Origin of the sequence: Pseudoxanthomonas sp. UC19_8 (genome assembly GCF_042700505.1) — a bacterium.
Taxonomy (GTDB): Bacteria; Pseudomonadota; Gammaproteobacteria; order Xanthomonadales; family Xanthomonadaceae; genus Pseudoxanthomonas_A; species Pseudoxanthomonas_A winnipegensis.
Window position 1 is genome coordinate 4,244,683 of record NZ_CP170559.1, and the last position, 18,116, is coordinate 4,262,798.

Annotated in this window: 16 protein-coding genes and 1 pseudogene; 6 read left to right on the forward strand and 11 right to left on the reverse strand. The window is 70.3% G+C overall.

Features of this window, described 5'->3' with window-relative positions; translation table 11 throughout:
- Nucleotides 1-35 precede the first annotated feature (35 nt).
- The 3 genes and pseudogenes from ACFJIT_RS18675 to ACFJIT_RS18685 form a co-directional block, all read right to left on the reverse strand.
- Nucleotides 36-846: pseudogene (locus ACFJIT_RS18675) on the reverse strand (thiol:disulfide interchange protein DsbA/DsbL).
- A gap of 89 nt (nucleotides 847-935) precedes the next feature.
- Entirely contained in the window at nucleotides 936-1,577 is a 642-nt protein-coding gene (locus ACFJIT_RS18680; protein ID WP_379654560.1) for a thiol:disulfide interchange protein DsbA/DsbL, read from the reverse strand.
- 137 nt (nucleotides 1,578-1,714) lie between these two features.
- Nucleotides 1,715-2,542 (reverse strand): c-type cytochrome, encoded by an 828-nt coding sequence (locus ACFJIT_RS18685; RefSeq protein WP_379654561.1) that lies wholly within the window; start codon nucleotides 2,540-2,542, stop codon nucleotides 1,715-1,717.
- Between the two features lie 220 nt (nucleotides 2,543-2,762).
- Between ACFJIT_RS18685 and yihA the strand changes: the two genes are divergently transcribed.
- The gene (gene yihA, locus ACFJIT_RS18690; RefSeq protein ID WP_131659162.1) at nucleotides 2,763-3,401 is read left to right on the forward strand and encodes a ribosome biogenesis GTP-binding protein YihA/YsxC; all 639 of its coding nucleotides are present in this window, start codon (nucleotides 2,763-2,765) and stop codon (nucleotides 3,399-3,401) included.
- 285 nt (nucleotides 3,402-3,686) lie between these two features.
- Here the strand turns inward: yihA and ACFJIT_RS18695 are convergent, their stop codons facing one another.
- The gene (locus ACFJIT_RS18695; RefSeq protein ID WP_379654562.1) at nucleotides 3,687-4,394 is read right to left on the reverse strand and encodes a VIT family protein; all 708 of its coding nucleotides are present in this window, start codon (nucleotides 4,392-4,394) and stop codon (nucleotides 3,687-3,689) included.
- 405 nt (nucleotides 4,395-4,799) lie between these two features.
- On the opposite strand from ACFJIT_RS18695, the gene ACFJIT_RS18700 reads away from it, so the two are divergent.
- The gene (locus ACFJIT_RS18700; protein WP_379654563.1) at nucleotides 4,800-6,218 is read left to right on the forward strand and encodes a glutamate--cysteine ligase; all 1,419 of its coding nucleotides are present in this window, start codon (nucleotides 4,800-4,802) and stop codon (nucleotides 6,216-6,218) included.
- 191 nt (nucleotides 6,219-6,409) lie between these two features.
- Here the strand turns inward: ACFJIT_RS18700 and ACFJIT_RS18705 are convergent, their stop codons facing one another.
- Nucleotides 6,410-7,945, reverse strand: coding sequence for an ATP-binding protein (locus tag ACFJIT_RS18705; RefSeq protein ID WP_130525179.1), 1,536 nt, complete (start codon nucleotides 7,943-7,945; stop codon nucleotides 6,410-6,412).
- The gene (locus ACFJIT_RS18710; protein WP_130521739.1) at nucleotides 7,942-8,655 is read right to left on the reverse strand and encodes a response regulator; all 714 of its coding nucleotides are present in this window, start codon (nucleotides 8,653-8,655) and stop codon (nucleotides 7,942-7,944) included. Before ACFJIT_RS18710 ends, ACFJIT_RS18705 begins: the two co-directional genes overlap by 4 nt.
- A 293-nt stretch (nucleotides 8,656-8,948) precedes the next feature.
- Here ACFJIT_RS18710 and ACFJIT_RS18715 point away from each other — a divergent pair, with 293 nt between their 5' ends.
- Genes ACFJIT_RS18715 through fghA form a run of 3 tightly spaced genes read left to right on the forward strand, consistent with a single transcriptional unit; the run spans nucleotide 8,949 to nucleotide 11,234 of the window.
- Nucleotides 8,949-9,224 carry a metal/formaldehyde-sensitive transcriptional repressor gene (locus tag ACFJIT_RS18715; RefSeq protein WP_130521713.1) on the forward strand — a complete coding sequence of 92 codons (276 nt, stop codon included), beginning with the start codon at nucleotides 8,949-8,951 and terminating at the stop codon, nucleotides 9,222-9,224.
- A 56-nt stretch (nucleotides 9,225-9,280) separates the two neighbouring features.
- Nucleotides 9,281-10,390 (forward strand): S-(hydroxymethyl)glutathione dehydrogenase/class III alcohol dehydrogenase, encoded by a 1,110-nt coding sequence (locus tag ACFJIT_RS18720; protein ID WP_130521714.1) that lies wholly within the window; start codon nucleotides 9,281-9,283, stop codon nucleotides 10,388-10,390.
- Nucleotides 10,391-10,400: 10 nt separating this feature from the next.
- Nucleotides 10,401-11,234: an S-formylglutathione hydrolase gene (gene fghA / locus ACFJIT_RS18725; protein WP_379654564.1), complete on the forward strand. Its 834-nt coding sequence runs from the start codon at nucleotides 10,401-10,403 to the stop codon at nucleotides 11,232-11,234.
- Nucleotides 11,235-11,256: 22 nt separating this feature from the next.
- On the opposite strand, the gene ACFJIT_RS18730 is transcribed toward fghA, so the two are convergent.
- The 3 genes from ACFJIT_RS18730 to ACFJIT_RS18740 form a co-directional block, all read right to left on the reverse strand.
- A complete protein-coding gene (locus ACFJIT_RS18730) occupies nucleotides 11,257-12,432 on the reverse strand; it encodes an arabinose transporter (RefSeq protein WP_379654565.1) in 1,176 nt (391 codons plus the stop codon).
- Between the two features lie 192 nt (nucleotides 12,433-12,624).
- Nucleotides 12,625-13,770 (reverse strand): cyclopropane fatty acyl phospholipid synthase, encoded by a 1,146-nt coding sequence (gene cfa / locus ACFJIT_RS18735; RefSeq protein ID WP_379654566.1) that lies wholly within the window; start codon nucleotides 13,768-13,770, stop codon nucleotides 12,625-12,627.
- 329 nt (nucleotides 13,771-14,099) lie between these two features.
- Nucleotides 14,100-15,515, reverse strand: coding sequence for a PLP-dependent aminotransferase family protein (locus ACFJIT_RS18740; RefSeq protein WP_379654567.1), 1,416 nt, complete (start codon nucleotides 15,513-15,515; stop codon nucleotides 14,100-14,102).
- Between the two features lie 102 nt (nucleotides 15,516-15,617).
- On the opposite strand from ACFJIT_RS18740, the gene ACFJIT_RS18745 reads away from it, so the two are divergent.
- Nucleotides 15,618-16,535, forward strand: a complete 918-nt coding sequence (locus tag ACFJIT_RS18745) for a DMT family transporter (RefSeq protein ID WP_379654568.1) — start codon at nucleotides 15,618-15,620, stop codon at nucleotides 16,533-16,535.
- Between the two features lie 195 nt (nucleotides 16,536-16,730).
- Here ACFJIT_RS18745 and ACFJIT_RS18750 read toward each other — a convergent pair whose 3' ends face one another.
- Both ACFJIT_RS18750 and ACFJIT_RS18755 read right to left on the reverse strand, forming a co-directional pair.
- Complete coding sequence (locus ACFJIT_RS18750; protein ID WP_130525173.1) at nucleotides 16,731-17,066, reverse strand: hypothetical protein; 336 nt, start codon at nucleotides 17,064-17,066, stop codon at nucleotides 16,731-16,733.
- A 63-nt stretch (nucleotides 17,067-17,129) separates the two neighbouring features.
- Nucleotides 17,130-18,074, reverse strand: a complete 945-nt coding sequence (locus ACFJIT_RS18755; RefSeq protein ID WP_286575662.1) for a DegV family protein — start codon at nucleotides 18,072-18,074, stop codon at nucleotides 17,130-17,132.
- Between the last annotated feature and the right edge of the window lie 42 nt (nucleotides 18,075-18,116).

Here is an 18,116-nt window from a genome sequence, read left to right on the forward strand (position 1 = left end):
GCCGGCGTGCATCGGGGGAGACTTCGGTCATCGGCTTACTTGGCGGCCTGGCGCTCTTTGGCGATCAGGTGGTCGGTGATGCGCAGCATGTCGGCCATCGAGCGGCCCTTAACCAGGTACTTGCCGCCCACGATCAGCGACGGCGTGCCGCCGATCTGGGCGCGCATCAGGAACTGGTTGGCCTTGCTCAGCTTGCCGGCCACCGCGAAGCTGCCCATGGCCTGCTTGAACTGCTCGGCGGTGACGCCGTACTGGGGTGTACCACTGGGCCACCTTGTCCGCGTCGAAAGGCTCGCCTTCGCCCGGCAGCGCGTGGTCGACGTGGATCGCCTTGAACATCGCGTCGTGGCTCTTCTTCTCGATGCCCAGCGCCTGCGCGGCGTAGTAGACCTTGGCGTATTCGCGGAAGTCCGGACGGAACTGCGCCGGCACGTAGACCACCTTCACGTCGGCCGGCTGCTTGGCCTTCCACTGGTTGAAGCCCGGCTCGAACTGCGCGCACGCCGGGCAGATGTAGTTGAACGCCTCGACCACCTCGATCTTGCCGTCGGCGGGCTCGAAGGGCTGGCCGTCGGCGATCACCGAGTAGTCGGTACCTTCCACCGGCGCCGGGCCCTGCGGCGGCACGATCGGATTGTTGTTGGGCGCATCGGGGGCGGCGGCCTCGGCTGGCGCGCTGGCGGCGGGGGCGCTGGTGTCGGTCGCAGCCGGGGCGGCTGGCGCGGAGGCGGCCGGGTTGGAAGCGGCGGGCGTGCTCGCGGCGGTCGCCGCGGAGGCGTCCTCCTTGGAACAGGCGGCCAGCACGGGCAACAGGGCCACCAGGGCCAGGGCGAAACGGGTCTTCATGGTCGGTGCGACTCCATAGCAGCAGGCGAAGAAGCGGGTGGGCGCGCGGGGCATGGTGCCGCCGCGCACGTAAAGAAGGGATGTGCGCGTTACTTGGCGGCGGCCAGTTCGCGCTTGATCAGGAAGTCGGCGACCTTCAGCACGTCGTCCGGGTCGACCGTGGTGATGCGGTACTTGCCGTTGATCACCAGGGTCGGCGTGCCGCGGATGCCGCTGGCCATGCCGAAGGCGCGCGCCTTCTCCAGCTGCGCGGCGACCTGCGGCGATTCCATGGCCGCGGCGAACTTGTCCGGGTCGGGCCCGAAGCGCGCGTAGAACCCGGCGATCTCCTGGTCGCTGGCGTTCTGGATCGGCAGCTCATGGCTGTCGTGCAAGGCCTTGAACACCGCCGCGTGGCTCTGCTTGAGCACGCCCAGCTGCTGGGCGGCGTAGAACGCCTTGGCGTAGGGGATCCAGTAGCCGCCGAATGCCGCCGGCACCGAGGTCACCCGAACGCTGGCCGGTTGCCGCTTCTGCCAGGCCTCGAACTGCGGCTCGAAATGCGCGCAGTGGATGCAGACATAGCCGAACACCTCGACCACCTCGACCTTTTGCTGGCCTGTGAGCGGGGCGAAGGGCTGGCCGTCGGCGATGACGTCGTAGTCCTCGCCCTCCACCGGGGCATTGGAGGACGCGCAGGCCGTCAGCGGCAACAGGGCGAGCAGGGCGAGGACGAACAAGCGCAGCTTCATGCGGGGAAAGCTCCTTCCGGTCGGGAGGGTGGGGAGGGGGATTGTCCGGCAAAACGCACGACGCCGGCCATGCAGGGCCGGCGTCGTGGGTGACGGGGATGACGCCGTGGCCGCCGGCGCGGTGCGCCGCTTGGACCTCAGGACTGCCCGGTTGGTTCCGCAGGCGCGACGGGCGCCGGCGCCGAGGCGCTGGCCGAGGGCGCCGCGGCCGCATCGGCGGCGCTCTCGTGCAGGCCCTGGATGTAGCTGCCCAGCGACTGGATCTCCTGATCGGTCAGCGGCTTGGCGACCTGGGCCATGATCTGGAAGTGGGCCGGATCCTTGTAGGCGGTCGTGCCGGCCTGGTACTCCTGCAGGCGTCGTACCAAGTAGTCCTGCGGCTGGCCGCCGACATGCGGATACGGCGGGCCCGGGTTGCCGGCGCCGCTGGGCCCGTGGCAGGCCATGCAGGCCGGGATGCCGCGCGCGGCATCGCCGCCACGGAACAGCTGCTCGCCGACCTGGTAGAACTTCAGCCCCTTGTACGGGCCCTCGGTGATCGGGGTGTCGTCGGCCACGCCTGCGCCGGCCTTCTGCGTGGCGAAGTAGGCGCCGACATCGCGCATGTCCTGCGGGCTCAGGCTCTGGGCGAAGGGGATCATCACCGCGGCCATGCCGCTGGTGCGCTGGCCGGTGGCGAACAGCGCCAGCTGCTGGGCGATGTAGCGCTCGCTCTGGCCGGCCAGGCGCGGATAGATCGGCGCGGCCGGGTTGCCGTCGGCACCGTGGCAGGCCGCGCAGGTGCCGGCCTTGCTCTGGCCGGCTTTGGCATCGCCCCAGTGGGTCTTGGTCAGGTCGATCTCCAGCGGCTGGGCCTGCACCGGGGTGTTGTCCGGCAGCGGCGTCACGCTGGTCTGCGCGTAGGCGGCGGCCGCGACGGCGACGATGGCAAGGCTGGACAGTCCCAAGACACGAGCGTGGCGCATAGCTGGAGCTCCGTGATTCCCAATGGTTCGGGCACCGCAAGGCTCGGGGCCGCGCGAAGCCGGCCGATTATCGTCATGGCCCGCTCGGACGGTCAATGCGAGTGCGCGTCCGGTGCGCGCAGTGCGCCAATTGCGCGCAGATGCCGGGCAGATGTGCGGAAAAGATGGCGCGCTGCAACATGGCCGCCGTGCCGCGCGACGGCCGTGCGATCCTATGCCCATGGCCGTCTCCAACTATCTCAACGCCGCGCGCTACCTGCTGTCCGCGCACAACGCCCGCCAGCTGCCTGCCGACGACGGACTGGAGGTGGCCTTCGCCGGGCGTTCCAATGCCGGCAAGTCCAGCGCCCTCAACGCCCTGGCCGGCCACAACGCGCTGGCGCGGGTCTCCAAGACGCCGGGCCGGACCCAGCAGCTGGTGTTCTTCGAGGTCCGGCCGCAGCGCTGCCTGGTCGACCTGCCCGGCTACGGCTACGCCAAGGTGCCGATGGACCTGCAGGCGCACTGGCAGGCCTTCATCGACCAGTACTTCGCCACCCGCCAGTCCCTGCGCGGGCTGGTGGTGGTGATGGACATCCGCCATCCGCTCAAGGACTACGACCGGCAGATGCTGGGCTATGCCGTGCAGCGCAGCCTGCCGGCGCATGTGCTGCTGACCAAGGGCGACAAGCTCGGCCGCGGCCAGCAGTCGCAGACCCTGGCCGCGGTGCGCAAGGAGCTGTCCTCGGCGTTCGGCGACAGCGTCGGGGTGCAGGTGTTCTCTTCCGAGTCCAAGCAGGGCGTGGACCAGGCACGCACCGTGGTGCAGACCTGGCTGGACCTGATGCCGGCGGCCGCGCCGGCCGTCGCGGCCGAGTAAGCGCCGCGACAAACCCTCTACCGTCGTTCCCGCGCACGCGGGAACCCATGGACGTTGCTCGACCTGCACCGAAGTCCCTGGATCCCCGCGTTCGCGGGGATGACGAGATTTGAACTCATCGTGCGGGCTAGAACTGAACTTCGGCGAGCGGATGGATTCAAGGCGCGCGTCGCACCAGTAGCAAAACCTCCCTGCCGTCGTTCCCGCGAAGGCGGGAACCCATGGACGTTCAAGCGCCAAACCAGGGCACTGGATTCCCGCTTTGGTGGGAGCGACGGGTGATGGTCAGCCGCCCAACCCTGATGGCGACACATCGAACGCGCGCCCCACCAGATCCGCCGCCGCCATCGCCAGCGCGCCCCAGAAGGTGACCCGCAGCGCCCCGCGCAGCGTCGACGCACCGCCGGCGCGCGCGGCCAGCGCGCCGGATGCCAGCAGCGCCAGCAGCGTGGCCACGATCACCGCCAGCCGCGCCTGCGCCGGGAACAGCACCGCCGCCAGCAGCGGCAGCACCGCGCCGGTGGAGAACGCCGCCGCCGAGGCCAGCGCCGCCTGCACCGGCCGCGCGCGCAGGGCCTCGGTGATGCCCAGCTCGTCGCGGGCGTGGGCGGCCAGGGCGTCGTGCGCGGTCAGCTGCTCGGCCACCTGACGCGCCAGCGCGGGCTCCAGGCCGCGCTGCTCGTAGATGCCGGCCAGCTCGATCAGCTCGTTGTGCGGGTCTTCGGCCAGCTCGCGCTTCTCCAGCCTGAGGTCCGCGCGCTCGGTGTCGGCCTGCGAGCTGACCGACACGTATTCCCCTGCCGCCATCGACATCGCTCCGGCCACCAGCCCGGCCACGCCGGTGGCGACCAGCACGCCCTGGCCGGCGCCGCTGGCGGCCACGCCGACCATCAGCCCGGCGACGGAGACGATGCCGTCGTTGGCGCCGAGCACGGCGGCGCGCAGCCAGCCGGTGCGGTTGCTGCGGTGGACTTCGGCGTGGAACTTGCGCATGGGCGATGACCGGCGATCGGGAGCCCACAGCCTAGCCAAGCACGACCGCCCAGCGCGAACTGCGAGGCCTGGCGCGAATGCGATGCGCTCGCGCAGGGGCGATCGATGCGTGTGCGTTCCTGAGAGCAGGTCGATCGACTACGCAGGATGGGCCGCGCTGCGTGGCGGAGTAGATGCCGATCGATGTCGTATCGGCTAACGCGAGCGGGTGCGTTGGTCGAGGCTGCCAGTGTCTGGCATGGATTGCCGTCAAGGAGTCCCGCATGCGAGTGCCGCGCGCAGACCGATTCCAGTGGAGCCTCGTCGCACATGCCCGCTGAGTCGATCGGGTGCTCAGCAACAGAAAGCTCAAGAGACGCCAGCGTCGACGATGCGGCGGGGATCGCCCGGTATCATGCGGCCGTTGTGCTGGTCCCCCCCGCGGCGCCAGATCGCCCCCCTCTTCGTTGCGAGTCGCCCTTGTCCAGTCCCAGCCACGTTGCCGATACCCCGATCACCACGCTGTCGCAGCTGGTCGATTACGCCGCGTCCGGGGCGCGGCCGCGCGAGGCGTGGCGCATCGGCACCGAGCACGAGAAGTTCGGCTTCCGCACCGACGATCTGCGCCCACCCACCTTCGAGGGCGAGCGCGGCATCGAGGCGCTGCTGGTCGGGCTGACGCGCTTCGGCTGGCAGCCGGTGCAGGAGGACGGCCGCACCATCGCGCTGCTGCGCGACGGCGCCTCGGTCACGCTGGAGCCGGCCGGTCAGCTCGAGCTCTCGGGCGCGGCGCTGGAGACGCTCCATGAAACCGGCGACGAGCTGACCGTTCACCTGGACGAAGTGCGCCAGGTCGCCGACGAGCTGCGCCTGGGCTTTTTGGGCATGGGCTTCCAGCCCAAGTGGACGCGCGCGGACATGCCGTGGATGCCCAAGGGCCGCTACCAGATCATGAAGTCCTACATGCCCAAGGTCGGCAAGCTCGGCCTGGACATGATGACGCGCACCTGCACCGTCCAGGTCAATCTGGACTACGGCAGCGAGGCGGACATGGTCAAGAAGTTCCGCGTGTCGCTGGCGCTGCAGCCGATCGCCACGGCGCTGTTCGCCGACTCGCCGTTCACCGACGGCGCGCCCAACGGCTACCAGAGCTACCGTTCGCACATCTGGACCGATACCGATGGCGACCGCACCGGCATGCTGGATTTCGTGTTCGAGGACGGCTTCGGCTTCGAGCGCTATGTCGACTACCTGCTCGACGTGCCGATGTACTTCTCCTACCGCGACGGCATCTACCACGACGCCTCCGGCCAGAGCTTCCGCGACTTCCTCAAGGGCCGGCTGCCCGTGCTGCCCGGTGAGCTGCCCACGCTGCGCGACTGGTCCGATCACATGACCACCGCCTTCCCGGAGGTGCGCATGAAGAAGTACCTGGAGATGCGCGGCGCCGATGCCGGTACGCCCGATCGTCTGGCCGCGTTGCCGGCCTTCTGGGTGGGCCTGCTGTACGACGATGCGGCGCTGGATGCGGCCTGGGACCTGGTGCGCGACTTCACCGGCGAAGAGCGCCACGCCCTGCGCGACGGCGTACCGCGGCATGGCCTGCGCCTGCCGTTCCGCGGCGGCAGCGTGCGCGATCTGGCGCGGCGCGCGCTGGAGATCGCCCACGCCGGCCTGGCGCGGCGCGCCCGCCTGCACGCGGGTCGCGACGAGACCGGCTTCCTCGATCCGCTGCATGCCATCGTCGATTCGGGCGTGAGCGCGGCCGACGCCAAGCTGGCGCTTTACGAGGGCGCATGGGGCCGTAGCGTGGACCCGGTCTTCCGCGAGTTCGCCTACCGCTGAGCGCCAACCGGCGCCAACAAGATCCGTGATTCCCTCGAACGCGGGAATCCAGTGCCTTTAACTGCGCGCGGCAGTCTCTGGATTCCCGCTTTCGCGGGAACGACGCGGAGGTGTCAGCCGCGGATCAATGCGATCCCGCTCGGGTGGGGCGAGCTAGGCGCGGCTCCGCACGCGCCTCGAAGCCGATCGCGCTACGCGTCGTCGCGCGCGCGCGGCAGCGTCACCCAGGCTTGTAGGCCGCCTTGGTCCAGGTTGGCCAGGCCGATCTCGCCGCCGTGGCGCAGCACGATCGCGCGGGCCGAGGCCAGGCCCAGGCCGATGCCGCCGGTCTCCTTGTTGCGCGAGTTCTCGCCGCGGAAGAACGGCATGAACAGCTTGTCGCCCAGCGCCAGGTCGATGCCCGGCCCATCGTCCTCGATCTCCAGCAGGGCGTGGCCGTCGATGGCGCGGACCTTGACCCGCGCGCGGGTGCCGTACTTGACCGCGTTGCCGATCAGGTTGCCGACCACGCGCCGCAGCGCCAGCGGATCGGCGTCGATCATCACCCGCTGGCTGTCCGCCGTCAGGGTCACGTCCTGGCCGATGTCGGCCGCGTCGTCGACCACGCTCTCGACCAGGTCGCGGAAATCCAGCCGCTCGCGTGGGCCGCGGAAGGACTGGTCGCGCAGGAACTCCAGCGCGACGCTGATCATGTGCTTCATCTCATCGATGTCGGCGGCGGCGCGTTCGCGCAGCGGCGAGTCGATGTCGTCCAGGCGGAAGGCCAGGCGCGCCAGTGGCGTGCGCAGGTCGTGGGCGATCGCGCCGACCATGTGGGTGCGCTCGGCGACCATGCGGCTCAGGCGCGCCTGCATGGCGTTGAACGAATCGGTGGCCTGCAGGATCTCGGCCGGGCCGCGCCGTTCCAGCGGTGGCGCGTCCGGGTCGCGGCCCAGGCGGTCGGCGGCGGCGGCGAAATCGCGGATCGGCTTGGACAGCGCGCGCGAGAACCACCAGGCCAGCGGCAGCATCAGCAGCAGGCCGAACGAGAACAGCGCCAGCAGCTGCAGCTTGAAGGCGGTGGACAGCGTGCGCCCGGCGTAGCGCACCACGCGCCAGTGGCCGTCGTCCTGTTGGGCCGCGGCGATGAAGCCGTTCTCCAGCCCGGCGCCGAAGCGCAGCACCAGCGGGGTCTCGCGTTGCCGGGCGAAGGCATTGCCTTGGGAGCTCTGGCCGGCCTCCGGCGCGGCGATGTCCTGGGGGATGGCCTGCGGCGGCAGGGACGGGACGAAGGGCCCGGAGGTCATGCCCGGAATCGTCGCCACCCCGCGCCGGCGCATCCACGCCGGCTCCTGGCCCATCGACAGCGGCACCATCCCGTCGTTCAGGCGCTCCTGTTCGCCGCGGGCCACGTCGTGGTGGGGGCGGTAGACGCGGATCTGATTCAGATCCTGGCGCAGCCAGCCGGCCAGCACGCGGCGCATGAAGGGGTCTTCGCGGTTCATGCCGGCCGACGGCACCGGCGCCTCGCGCTCGTCGGTGACCGAGACATTGGGACTGCTGGCCGGCATGCGCGTGGACAGCAGCGCCACCAGTTCGGGCAGCTGTACCGGCGGGTTGTAGACCGGCGTGCGCAGGAACAGCACCGCCAGACCGATGCACTGGGCCAGCACCAGCGCTGCCGCAAGCAGCAGGAAGGTCCGGGAGAAGATCGAGCGGCCGGAGCGGCCTCCGGCCGCTGGCCTCACAGGCGCGTGACCGCCGGCAGCAGCATGTAGCCTTCGTTGCGCACCGTGCGGATCAGCTCGGCGTGGCCGCGGCCGTTGATCTTGCGACGCAGGCGGCTGACCTGGCTGTCGATGGCGCGGTCGAACACCTCGGTGCCGCGGCCGCGCGCCATGTCCAGCAACTGGTCGCGGCTGAGCACGCGCTGGGGATGTTCGACGAAGGTGCGCAGCAGCGAGAACTCGCCGTCGGACAGGGTGATGTAGGTGCCGCTGGGATCGCGCAGGTCGCGGCGCACCGCGTCCAGGCGCCAGCCGCCGAATTCGTACTGGCTGCCGCGCGTTTCAGGCGCCGAGCCGAACGCCTTCTGCCGGCGCAGCAGGGCGCGCACGCGGGCCAGCAGCTCGCGCGGGTTGCAGGGCTTGGCCAGGTAGTCGTCGGCGCCGACCTCCAGCCCGACGATGCGGTCGGTGTCGTTGCCCAGCGCGCTGAGCATCAGCACCGCCGGACCGTTGCCGGTGTTGAGCCGGCGCGCCACGCTCAGGCCATCCTCGCCGGGCATCATCACGTCCAGGATGATCAGGTCGGGGCGCCCGGATTCCAGCGTCTCCCACATCTCCTTGGCGCTGTCGGCCTCGTCCACCAGATAACCGTGGCCGATCAGGAAATCGACGGTGAGACGGCGCAGGTCCGGATCGTCGTCGACAACCAGGATGCGGAATTCGGGGTCCATATCGGCAAGGATGGCGTTCATGAGCGCTTGAATACTGCGCCAGTTTAGGTCGCGTTTGTCAGTCGTGCCATCCGCCGCCACGTCCCGGGTCGCGTTCAGCCGGCGGTGGTCCAGCGCCCGCTGCCTGGGCGTTTCCGGCCAGTCTCCGCCCCGCTGCGGTCCCTGAAAGCCGTCCCTCCCGCCGCGTCATCGCCCGGCATGTGTCGCGCACATGCCGGCGCGTGCGCGGACGCGGGCTTGCATGTCCGGGTGCGGCTCTGGATACTATCCCCCAGTATCCGCGAGGGGCCGCCATGCCGCATTCGGTGACGGAAAAGAAGCGCGTGCTCAGCCGCCTGCGCCGCATCCGCGGCCAGACCGAGGCGCTGGAGCGCGCGCTGGAGGCTGGCGCCGACTGTGGCCCGGTGCTGCAGCAGATCGCGGCCATCCGCGGCGCGGTCAACGGCCTGATGTCCGAGGTCATGGAAGCCCATATCCGCGAGACCTTCGGCCAGCCGGCCGATGACGACATCCAGCGCGAGGCGCGCGTGGCCGAGATGACCGGCCTGGTGCGCTCGTACCTCAAGTAAGCCGGGCGCGCCGCGCCCCGCTTCGTTTTTTCTTAGTGCTTAAGGAGACTTCCACCATGAAATCCCGTGCCGCCGTCGCATTCGGTCCCGGCCAGCCGCTGAAGATCGTCGAGATCGATGTCGCCCCGCCCAAGGCCGGCGAAGTGCTGGTAAAGATCACCCACACCGGCGTGTGCCACACCGACGCCTTCACCCTCAGCGGCGACGACCCGGAAGGGCTGTTCCCGGCGGTGCTCGGCCACGAAGGCGCCGGCATCGTGGTCGAGGTCGGCGAGGGCGTGACCAGCGTGGCGCCGGGCGACCACGTGATCCCGCTGTACACCGCCGAGTGCGGCCAGTGCCTGTTCTGCAAGAGCGGCAAGACCAACCTGTGCGTGTCCGTGCGCGCCACCCAGGGCAAGGGCGTGATGCCCGACGGCACCAGCCGCTTCAGCTACGAGGGGCAGCCGATCTATCACTACATGGGCTGCTCGACCTTCAGCGAGTACACCGTGGTGGCCGAGGTCTCGCTGGCCAAGGTCAATCCGGAGGCCAACCCGGAGCACGTGTGCCTGCTCGGCTGCGGCGTCACCACCGGCATCGGCGCCGTGCACAACACGGCTAAGGTGGCCGAGGGCGATTCGGTCGCGGTGTTCGGGCTCGGCGGCATCGGCCTGGCGGTGATCCAGGGCGCGCGCCAGGCCAAGGCCGGACGCATCATCGCGGTGGACACCAACCCGTCCAAATTCGAGCTGGCGCGCGAGTTCGGCGCCACCGACTGCGTCAACCCGAAGGACTATGACAAGCCGATCCAGCAGGTGATCGTGGAGATGACCGGCTGGGGCGTGGACCATTCCTTCGAGTGCATCGGCAACGTCAACGTGATGCGCGCGGCGCTGGAATGCGCGCACCGCGGCTGGGGCCAGAGCGTGATCATCGGCGTGGCCGGCGCGGGCCAGGAGATCAGCACGCGGCCGTTCCAGCTGGTCACCGGACGCAAGTGGCTGGGCACCGCCTTCGGCGGGGTCAAGGGCCGCACGCAGCTGCCGGGCATGGTCGAGGACGCGATGAAGGGCGAGATCCAGCTGGCGCCGTTCGTGACCCACACCATGCCGCTGGACGACATCAACGAGGCCTTCCACCTGATGCACGAAGGCAAGTCGATCCGCTCGGTCATCCATTACTGAAGCCGCCGCCATGGAACGCATCGAACACCGCGCCTGCTTCGGCGGCTGGCAGGACGTCTACCGGCACAGCTCGCAGGTGCTGGGTTGCCACATGAACTTCGCCGTCTACCTGCCGCCGCAGGCGCAGGCCGGCGCGAAGCTGCCGGTGCTGTACTGGCTCTCGGGCCTGACCTGCACCGAACAGAACTTCATCACCAAGGCCGGCGCGCAGCGCTACGCGGCCGAGCATGGGGTGATCGTCGTCGCGCCGGACACCAGTCCGCGCGGCGAGGAGGTGGCCGATGCCGAGGGCTACGACCTGGGCAAGGGCGCGGGCTTCTACGTCAACGCCACCCAGCAGCCGTGGGCGACGCATTACCGCATGGACGACTACATCGTGGAGGAGTTGCCGGCGCTGATCGAGGCGAACTTCCCGGTGAGCGACGCGCGTTCGATCTTCGGGCACTCGATGGGCGGCCACGGCGCGCTGGCGATCGCCCTGCGCAATCCGCAGCGCTATCGCAGCGTGTCGGCGTTCTCGCCGATCGTCGCGCCGACGCAGGTGCCGTGGGGACAGAAGGCGTTCGCCGCCTACCTGGGCGAGGACCGTGAGGCCTGGAAGGCCTACGACGCCACCGAGCTGGTCAAGGCCTCGGCGCCGCGATTGCCGCTGCTGATCGACCAGGGCGATGCCGACGAGTTCCTGGAAGGCCAGCTCAAGCCGCAGCTGTTCGCACAGGCTGCGGCCGAGGTCGGCTACCCGATCACGTTCCGGATGCAGCCCGGTTACGACCACAGCTACTACTTCATGGCCAGCTTCATCGGCGAGCACATCGCCTTCCACGCCGCCGCGCTGCGCGCCTGAGGCCGCACGAGCGCGTGCGGCCTCAGGTCTGCGCCCTCCGCGTGCGGAGGGCCAGGCCGATCGCCACGCCCGCGCCGCACGTCGCAGACAACGTGGCCAGCGCAAAGATCGCCGCATAGCCCAGGTGCGTGGCCACGATGCCGGCCAGCGGCCCGGTGATCGCATAGGCGATGTCCTGGAACGCCGCATAGCCGCCCAGCGCGGTGGCGCGCATCTGCGCCGGCACGCGCTGCACCACCACCACGCCCAGCGCCGGGAACACCAGCGAGCAGCCCATGCCGGCGACGAAGGCGCCGGCCAAGGCGAGCGCAGGCGTGGTGGCCAAGGCAAGCAGTGCCAGCCCGACGCCCTCGCCAATCATCGAGACCGCCGCCACGCGCGCGCCGCCGAAGCGGTCGATGCTGCGCGCCAGGAGCAGCCGCGACAGGACGAATCCGCCGCCGAAGGCGCTCAGCGCCCACGCGGCCCCGCGCCAGTGCTGGTCATTGAAGTACAGCACGGCGAAGGTGCTGATGGAGGCGAAGCCCACGCCCTGCAGCGCCAGTCCCACCGCCGGCAGCGCGATGCGGCCCAGCACGTCGCGCAGCGGCAGGCGCGCGCCGGCGACCGGTTGCGGCGCGGGCACCCTGGCGGTCATCGCCCACGCCAGCAGCGGCACCAGCAGGCAGGCGCCGGCCACGGCGGTGAAGCCCCACGATTGCGCCATCGCCACGCCGATCGGCGCGCCGACGGCCAGCGAGGCGAAGATCGCCAGTCCGACCCAGGTCATGACCCGTCCGGCGCGCGGCTGGCCGACCGTGCCGATGCCCCAGGCCAGCATGCCGGTGACCAGCAGGCTCTCGCCCATGCCGGTCGCCAGCCTGCCGATGATCAGCAGGGGCAAGGCCGCGCCGGGCAATGCGGCGGCCAGCAGGTAGGTGGCGCCAGACGCGGCCAGCAGCAGGCAGCCGCGGCGCATGGCCCGGGCCGGGCCGCGGGTGTCGGCGATGCGGCCGGCGTGGCCGCGCGTCAGCACGGTGGCGACGAACTGCACGCCGATCACGCAGCCGACCACCAGGTTGGACTGCTGCAGCGTGTCGCGGACGAACACCGGCAGCACCGGCAGCGGGACGGCGATGCTCAGATAGGCGATGAAGGTCGCCAGGCACAGGCGTGCCAGGCGCCAGGTGGCCGCGCGGTCGGAAGGAAGTGCATGCATGGACAGGTCTCGGGATGTAAGCCGGTGGCCGGTCGTGCCCGAGAACGAACCCGCGCGCGACCTGCGTCCGGAGAGAGGGACGGGGCGCGCGTTGGTTGACGTGAACGCTTACGCGGCAGGCGTCAGCCTGTCGAAAATCGCACGTAGCCTAGCGCAGCCAGGCGACGGTCGGCAACGCATCACCATGCTTGCCTACGGGCGGCGGTAGCCGCCCTCCAGGCCGCGCGCGGACAGCACCAGCTGCCACAGCTGCAGGTCGCGCGCGCGGAAGGCGCCGGCGCAGGACAGCAGGTAGTAGCGCCACATGCGGCCGAAGCGCTCGCCCAGCGCCTCGGCGAAGCGCGGCCACGCGCGGGCGAAGTTGGCATGCCAGGCCATCAGGGTGCGATCGTAGTCGGCGCCGAAGTTGTGCACGTCCTCGATCACGAACCGGCCCTCGCAGGCGGTGCCGATCTGCTGCAGCGTCGGGATCTCGCCGTTGGGGAAGATGTAGCGATGCGTCCACGGATCGGTCGCGCCGGCCACGGTCTTGCCGATGGTGTGCAGCAGGAACAGGCCATCCGGCGCCAGGCAGCGCGCCGCCACCTCCATGAAGGTGGCGTAGTTGCGATGGCCGACATGCTCGAACATGCCGATGCTGGCGATGCGGTCGAAGCGCCCCTCCAGATCGCGGTAGTCCTGCAGCCGCACTTCGATCGGCAGATCCGGATAGCGCTGCTCGACCCAGGCCGCCTGTTCGCGCGAGATGGTCACCCCGACGCATTCCACGCCGTAATGCTGCGCGGCATAGGCCATGAAGCTGCCCCAGCCGCAGCCGATGTCCAGCACGCGCATGCCTGGCTGCAGGCCCAGCTTGCGGCAGACCAGGTCGAGCTTGGCTTCCTGCGCCTCATCCAGCGTCTGCGCGTGCTCCCAGTAGCCGCAGGTGTAGGTCATGCGCGCGTCGAGCATGGCCGCGTAGAAGTCGTTGCCCAGATCGTAGTGCGCCTCGCCGACCTGCCAGGCGCGGCGTGCGGTCTGCAGGTTGAGCAGGCGGGCGCGCAGGTGATGACCCAGCAGCTGCAGCGGCCGGACCTGGCGGGGCAGGTCGGCGCGCAGCACGCGGTGGAAGAGTTCGTCCAGCCGGTCGCATTCCCAGTGACCGTCCATGTAGGCCTCGCCCAGGCCCAGGTTGCCCTGGGCGAACACGCGCGCCGGAACGTCCGGGTGCAGCAGGCGCAGGTCCCAGGGGCGGTGGCCATCCAGCCTGACGTCCGCCGCTTGCAGCAGCGCGGCCAGCTTGTCGTAGAGCGCGTCGTGGCGCTGGACGGGGGCCTGACCGCTATCGAAGGTGAGCATGCACGCATCTCCACGGAAACTTCGGATTCGCGCGTGGCAGGCGTGGACGTCGGGCCGCGGGCCCTGGCGATCCCGCGTCGTCAGGACACGGACCGAATGGCGCGGTGGCGGGCGCGGGCGCCGGCAGTGTCGGCGCCCCGCACGCGCGTCGCGTCAGGAACGCCTAGCGTGCGCCTGACGGCGTGGTCATGTCGTGGACATGGCGGCGCGGCCGGTTCAACGCTGCGTTCCGGCGGCGGGTTGCAGCGCGGGTGAGCGCAGGGTTCGGGCTGGATGCGTGCCAACGCGTCGCGACCGACGTGCGCTCGGCTGGCCTCGCCGCCCCTGCTTCAGCGCGCCGAAGCGGTCTGCCTGGCCGCCAGCCTGCCGAGCTGGCGCATCGCCTGGTCCAGGCGCGCATCCCAGGGCATGCCGCAGCTCAGGCGCACGCAGTCGCCGTAATCGCCGCGGCTGGAGAACAGCACGCCGGGCGAGATGCCGATGCCGGCGGCCAGCGCGGCATCGAACAGCGCCAGGCCGTCGCCGCCGGCGGGCAGCTGCAGCCACAGCGATAGCCCGCCGGCCGGCGCGCTGCAGCGGGTGCCGGCGGGCCAGTAGCGGGCGACGGCATCGCGCATGCGCTGGCCGTTGTCGGCCACGGCGCGCCGCAGGCGCCGCAGGTGGCGCTCCAGCCCGTGGCGCGCCAGGTAATCGCCCACCGCCAGCTGCGGCAGGCTGGCATTGCTGGAGCTGGAGAAATACTTGGCCCGGCCCAGCGCCTCGGTCCAGGCGGCGCCGGCCAGCCAGCCCACGCGCAGCCCCGGCGCCAGCGTCTTGGAGAACGAGCCGCAGGTGATGACGTTGCCGCCGGTGTCCCAGTGGCGCAGCGGCAGCGGGCGCTGGCCGGACCAGGCCAGCTCGCCGTACACATCGTCCTCGATCACCACGGTGCCATGCCGCGCGCAGCTGGCCAGCAGCGCCTGCTTGTCGGCATCGCAGGTCAGGCTGCCGCTGGGGTTGCTGAAGTTGGGCACCAGGATCGCCGCGCGCACCGCGGTCTGCTGCAGCACACGGTCCAGCCGCGCCACATCGATGCCCTGACCGAGCCGGTTGGGCACTTCCAGCACCTTCAACCCCAGCGCGGCCACCGTCTGCAGGATGCCGTAATAGGTCGGCGTCTCAACCAGGACCACATCACCGGGCGAGGTGGCCACGCGCAAGGCCAGGCTGAGCGCCTCGGTCGCCCCGGCGGTCACCACCACCTCATCGGCCTGCATCGGCGTGCCGGTCTGTTCGTAGCGCAGCGCGATCTGCCGGCGCAGCGCCGGGTCGCCCTGCGGCGGGGCGTATTCCAGCGCGGCGGTGGGTCGCCGCCGCGTGGTGCGGGCGAGGGCGACGCTCAGGGACGCCTGCGGCAGCAGGGAATGGTCGGCCACCGCCGCGTGCAGCGGGAACAGGCCCGGGCGCTGCGGGAGCTCCAGCAGCCGCTGCAGCGCCGGGTTGGCCACCTCGCCGGGCGCGCGCCGGCGCGGCGTCGGCAGCGCGGGCAGGGCGGAGGGCGCGGCATGGACGAAATAGCCCGAACGCGGGCGCGCCTGCACCAGGCCTTCGCGCTCCAGCTGCAGGCAGGCCTGGACGGCGGTGGCCGCGCTGATCTGGTGTGCCTGCGCGAGCTGCCGCACCGACGGCAGGCGCTCGCCCGCGCGCAGCGTGCCCTGGGCGATCTGCCGGCGCAGGCCGTCGGCGATGGTTTCGTAGAGCAGCATGGGGCGGATCTGTATTGGTCAAATTCGAGGTTAACTGAATCTGTATTGCCGCGCGTGGCCGGCCTAGCCTGACGTCTCTCCTCCTGCCGCGAAGCCGCCGTCATGTCGCCTGCCTCTTCTCCCGCCGCGTCGCGCACCGCGCTGTGGCAGCTGCTGATCGCCGAGGTGCTGATCGGCTCGGTCGGTGTGTTCGTGCACGAGAGCGGGCAGGACCCGGTGACCGCCGTGTTCTACCGCTGCCTGTTCGGCGCGCTGTTCCTGCTGGCCTGGGGCCTCGCGCGTGGTCATCTGCGCGGCGTGCTGCGCGACGGCGTGCTGCTGCGCGGCGCGGTGATCTCCGGGGTGCTGCTGGTGCTCAACTGGGTGGCGCTGTTCGCCGGCATGGCGCGCTCGTCGATCGGCGTGGCCACGCTGGTCTATCACTTCTTCCCGTTCGTGATGCTGATCCTGGCGGCGCTGCTGCTGGGCGAGCGCACGCGGCCGGCGGACTGGGGCTGGACCGCGCTGGCGTTCGTCGGCGTGGTCTGTTCGGCCGATCCGCTGCGGCTGCTGCAGCATGTCGATGCCGGATACCTGGCCGGCATCGGGCTGACCCTGTTGGGCGCGGTACTATGCGGTGCGTCCCTGCTGATGTCGCGCAGCGTCGGGCGCCAGCGGCCGTTCGCGGTGGTCACCATCCAGTGCTGCGTCGGCTCGGTGATGCTGGCGGGCTTCTCCTCCGGCACCGCACTGCACTTGGGCATGCACTGGGCCTGGCTGGTCGGCCTGGGCGTGGTCCACAGCGGCATCGTGTATGTGCTGTTCTACTCGGCCTACCGGCACCTGTCGGTGGCGACCATCGCGGTGATCGCCTTCGTCTATCCGCTGGTGACGCTGGTGCTGGACTACGCGCTCTACGGGCATCGTCTGGACGCCGTGCAGCTGCTCGGCGTGGCGCTGATCATCCTCGGCACGCTGGGCGTCAACCTGAAGTGGCGGCTGCCTTCACGCCGCTCGGCGCCTCTGGATGCAGTCCGGTGAACGCCGTCGGCAATGCTTCAACCGTCGTTCCCGCGAAAGCGGGAAGTGCTTTTCGGCGGACGTATGTCTGACCATCCAGTGGCTTTCGCATGAAGCGCTAAAGGCACTGGGTTCCCGCGTTCGCGGGAACGACGGTTTTTTAGAAAGAAAAAGGCCGCGCATGGCGCGGCCTCTCGCAGCCCTGGCGATGCCCCATCAGCGCACGTCGTGCAGCCGCCAGCCGCTGCCGGCCAGCAGGCCCAGGCGATGCTTGAGCACCTCGCTCGGCAGGCTGGTGTCCACCACCAGGTCGATGTGTAGGTCGTCGATCTTGCCCTGCACATGCGCGGCCGGATCGACCGCGCCCAGCGAGGGCGGCACCTGGTCCGGCTCGTCCTGCGCGTCGCGCCAGCGGGCGAACAGCACGTCGGTGCGCAGCGCATCCTGCAGCTGTTGTGCATAGCCCTCGGCGCTGCTGGAGGTGAAGCTGAATTCCGGCTCCGGGCCGCGCGCCTTGTCGGGGTCAGGCAGGGCGATGTAATAGGTCGTCATGGGTGTTCCCTCCGCGATGGCATTGAGGCGCAGCCTAGGACGGCGCGCGTCAGCGCCCCGTGTTCAGGCCGAGAAGGTGTGCGGCGGCGCGGCGAAGCCCACGCCCAGCGCGCCCTTGCCCACGTTGACCATGCCGGTCAGGCTCATCACCGACTCGTACAGCCGCACCCCGTGTTCCTCGCAGGTCTGCCGCAGGCGCGCATAGCCGGGCAGGGCGTGCAGCTCGGCCAGTTCGCCGCCATAGCCCAGGTTGACCACCGGCGTCAGCAGCCCCTCGCGCACCTTCTGCCCGGTGAATTCGAACAGCTTCTGCGCCGAGGGCTCGAAGCCCTTGAGCTTGGCCACCGGCTCAGTCACGCCGCGGTAGGCTCGCAGCACCGGCTTGATGTCCAGCGCGCTGCCCAGGGCGGCGCTGAGCAGGCCGACGCTGCGGTCGCCCTTGGTGCGGGCGCGGGCGCGCAGGTAGTAGAGATCGCGCGGAATCATGTAGCCGTAGGTGTTCTCGGCCAGCGCCTCCAGCGAGGTGCGGATCCTGGCCACGCTCTCGCCGGCATCGCGCAGGCGCACGGCCTCGATCGCGGCCACGCCCTGGCCTGCGAACACGTTGAGCGTGTCGATCACGCGCAGGGCGAAGGGCGAGGTGTGCCCGGCCGCCTGGCGGATCGGCTTGTAGTCGTTGAGGATCGCGAAGCTCGCCTGCATCGCGTTGTCGTGGATCTGGCTGCGCAGGCGCGAGATGGTCAGGCAGAACACGTGGTCGTAGTCGATCGCCAGCCGCTGCAGGAACAGGTCGCGGATCTGCACCACCGAGAACGGCGTGGTCTGAGCCTCATGGCCGCGCTCGGCCACATGCGTGCGCAGGAACTCCAGCGTGGCCTCCTCGTCGCGATGGTCGGCCAGGATGGCATCGCCGATGCGCACCGTGATCGGCAGGACGACGAGGTTGTGTTGACGGATGAAGTCGGCGGGCAGATCGCACGCCGAGTCCACCACGATCCCGATCCGCATGCGCTTTCCCCTTCGAAAGCCGGCGTGAGCCGTGTTGCCAGG

Excerpts from the sequence above, each read along its gene's own strand:
- fghA (WP_379654564.1), top strand. The coding sequence starts at position 10,401 with ATGGAACGCATCGAACACCGCGCCTGCTTCGGCGGCTGGCAGGACGTC.
- ACFJIT_RS18680 (WP_379654560.1), bottom strand. The coding sequence starts at position 1,577 with ATGAAGCTGCGCTTGTTCGTCCTCGCCCTGCTCGCCCTGTTGCCGCTG.
- ACFJIT_RS18710 (WP_130521739.1), bottom strand. The coding sequence starts at position 8,655 with ATGGACCCCGAATTCCGCATCCTGGTTGTCGACGACGATCCGGACCTG.
- cfa (WP_379654566.1), bottom strand. The coding sequence starts at position 13,770 with ATGCTCACCTTCGATAGCGGTCAGGCCCCCGTCCAGCGCCACGACGCG.
- ACFJIT_RS18695 (WP_379654562.1), bottom strand. The coding sequence starts at position 4,394 with ATGCGCAAGTTCCACGCCGAAGTCCACCGCAGCAACCGCACCGGCTGG.
- ACFJIT_RS18730 (WP_379654565.1), bottom strand. The coding sequence starts at position 12,432 with ATGCATGCACTTCCTTCCGACCGCGCGGCCACCTGGCGCCTGGCACGC.
- yihA (WP_131659162.1), top strand. The coding sequence starts at position 2,763 with ATGGCCGTCTCCAACTATCTCAACGCCGCGCGCTACCTGCTGTCCGCG.
- ACFJIT_RS18740 (WP_379654567.1), bottom strand. The coding sequence starts at position 15,515 with ATGCTGCTCTACGAAACCATCGCCGACGGCCTGCGCCGGCAGATCGCC.
- ACFJIT_RS18745 (WP_379654568.1), top strand. The coding sequence starts at position 15,618 with ATGTCGCCTGCCTCTTCTCCCGCCGCGTCGCGCACCGCGCTGTGGCAG.
- ACFJIT_RS18755 (WP_286575662.1), bottom strand. The coding sequence starts at position 18,074 with ATGCGGATCGGGATCGTGGTGGACTCGGCGTGCGATCTGCCCGCCGAC.
- ACFJIT_RS18715 (WP_130521713.1), top strand. The coding sequence starts at position 8,949 with ATGCCGCATTCGGTGACGGAAAAGAAGCGCGTGCTCAGCCGCCTGCGC.
- ACFJIT_RS18720 (WP_130521714.1), top strand. The coding sequence starts at position 9,281 with ATGAAATCCCGTGCCGCCGTCGCATTCGGTCCCGGCCAGCCGCTGAAG.
- ACFJIT_RS18685 (WP_379654561.1), bottom strand. The coding sequence starts at position 2,542 with ATGCGCCACGCTCGTGTCTTGGGACTGTCCAGCCTTGCCATCGTCGCC.
- ACFJIT_RS18750 (WP_130525173.1), bottom strand. The coding sequence starts at position 17,066 with ATGACGACCTATTACATCGCCCTGCCTGACCCCGACAAGGCGCGCGGC.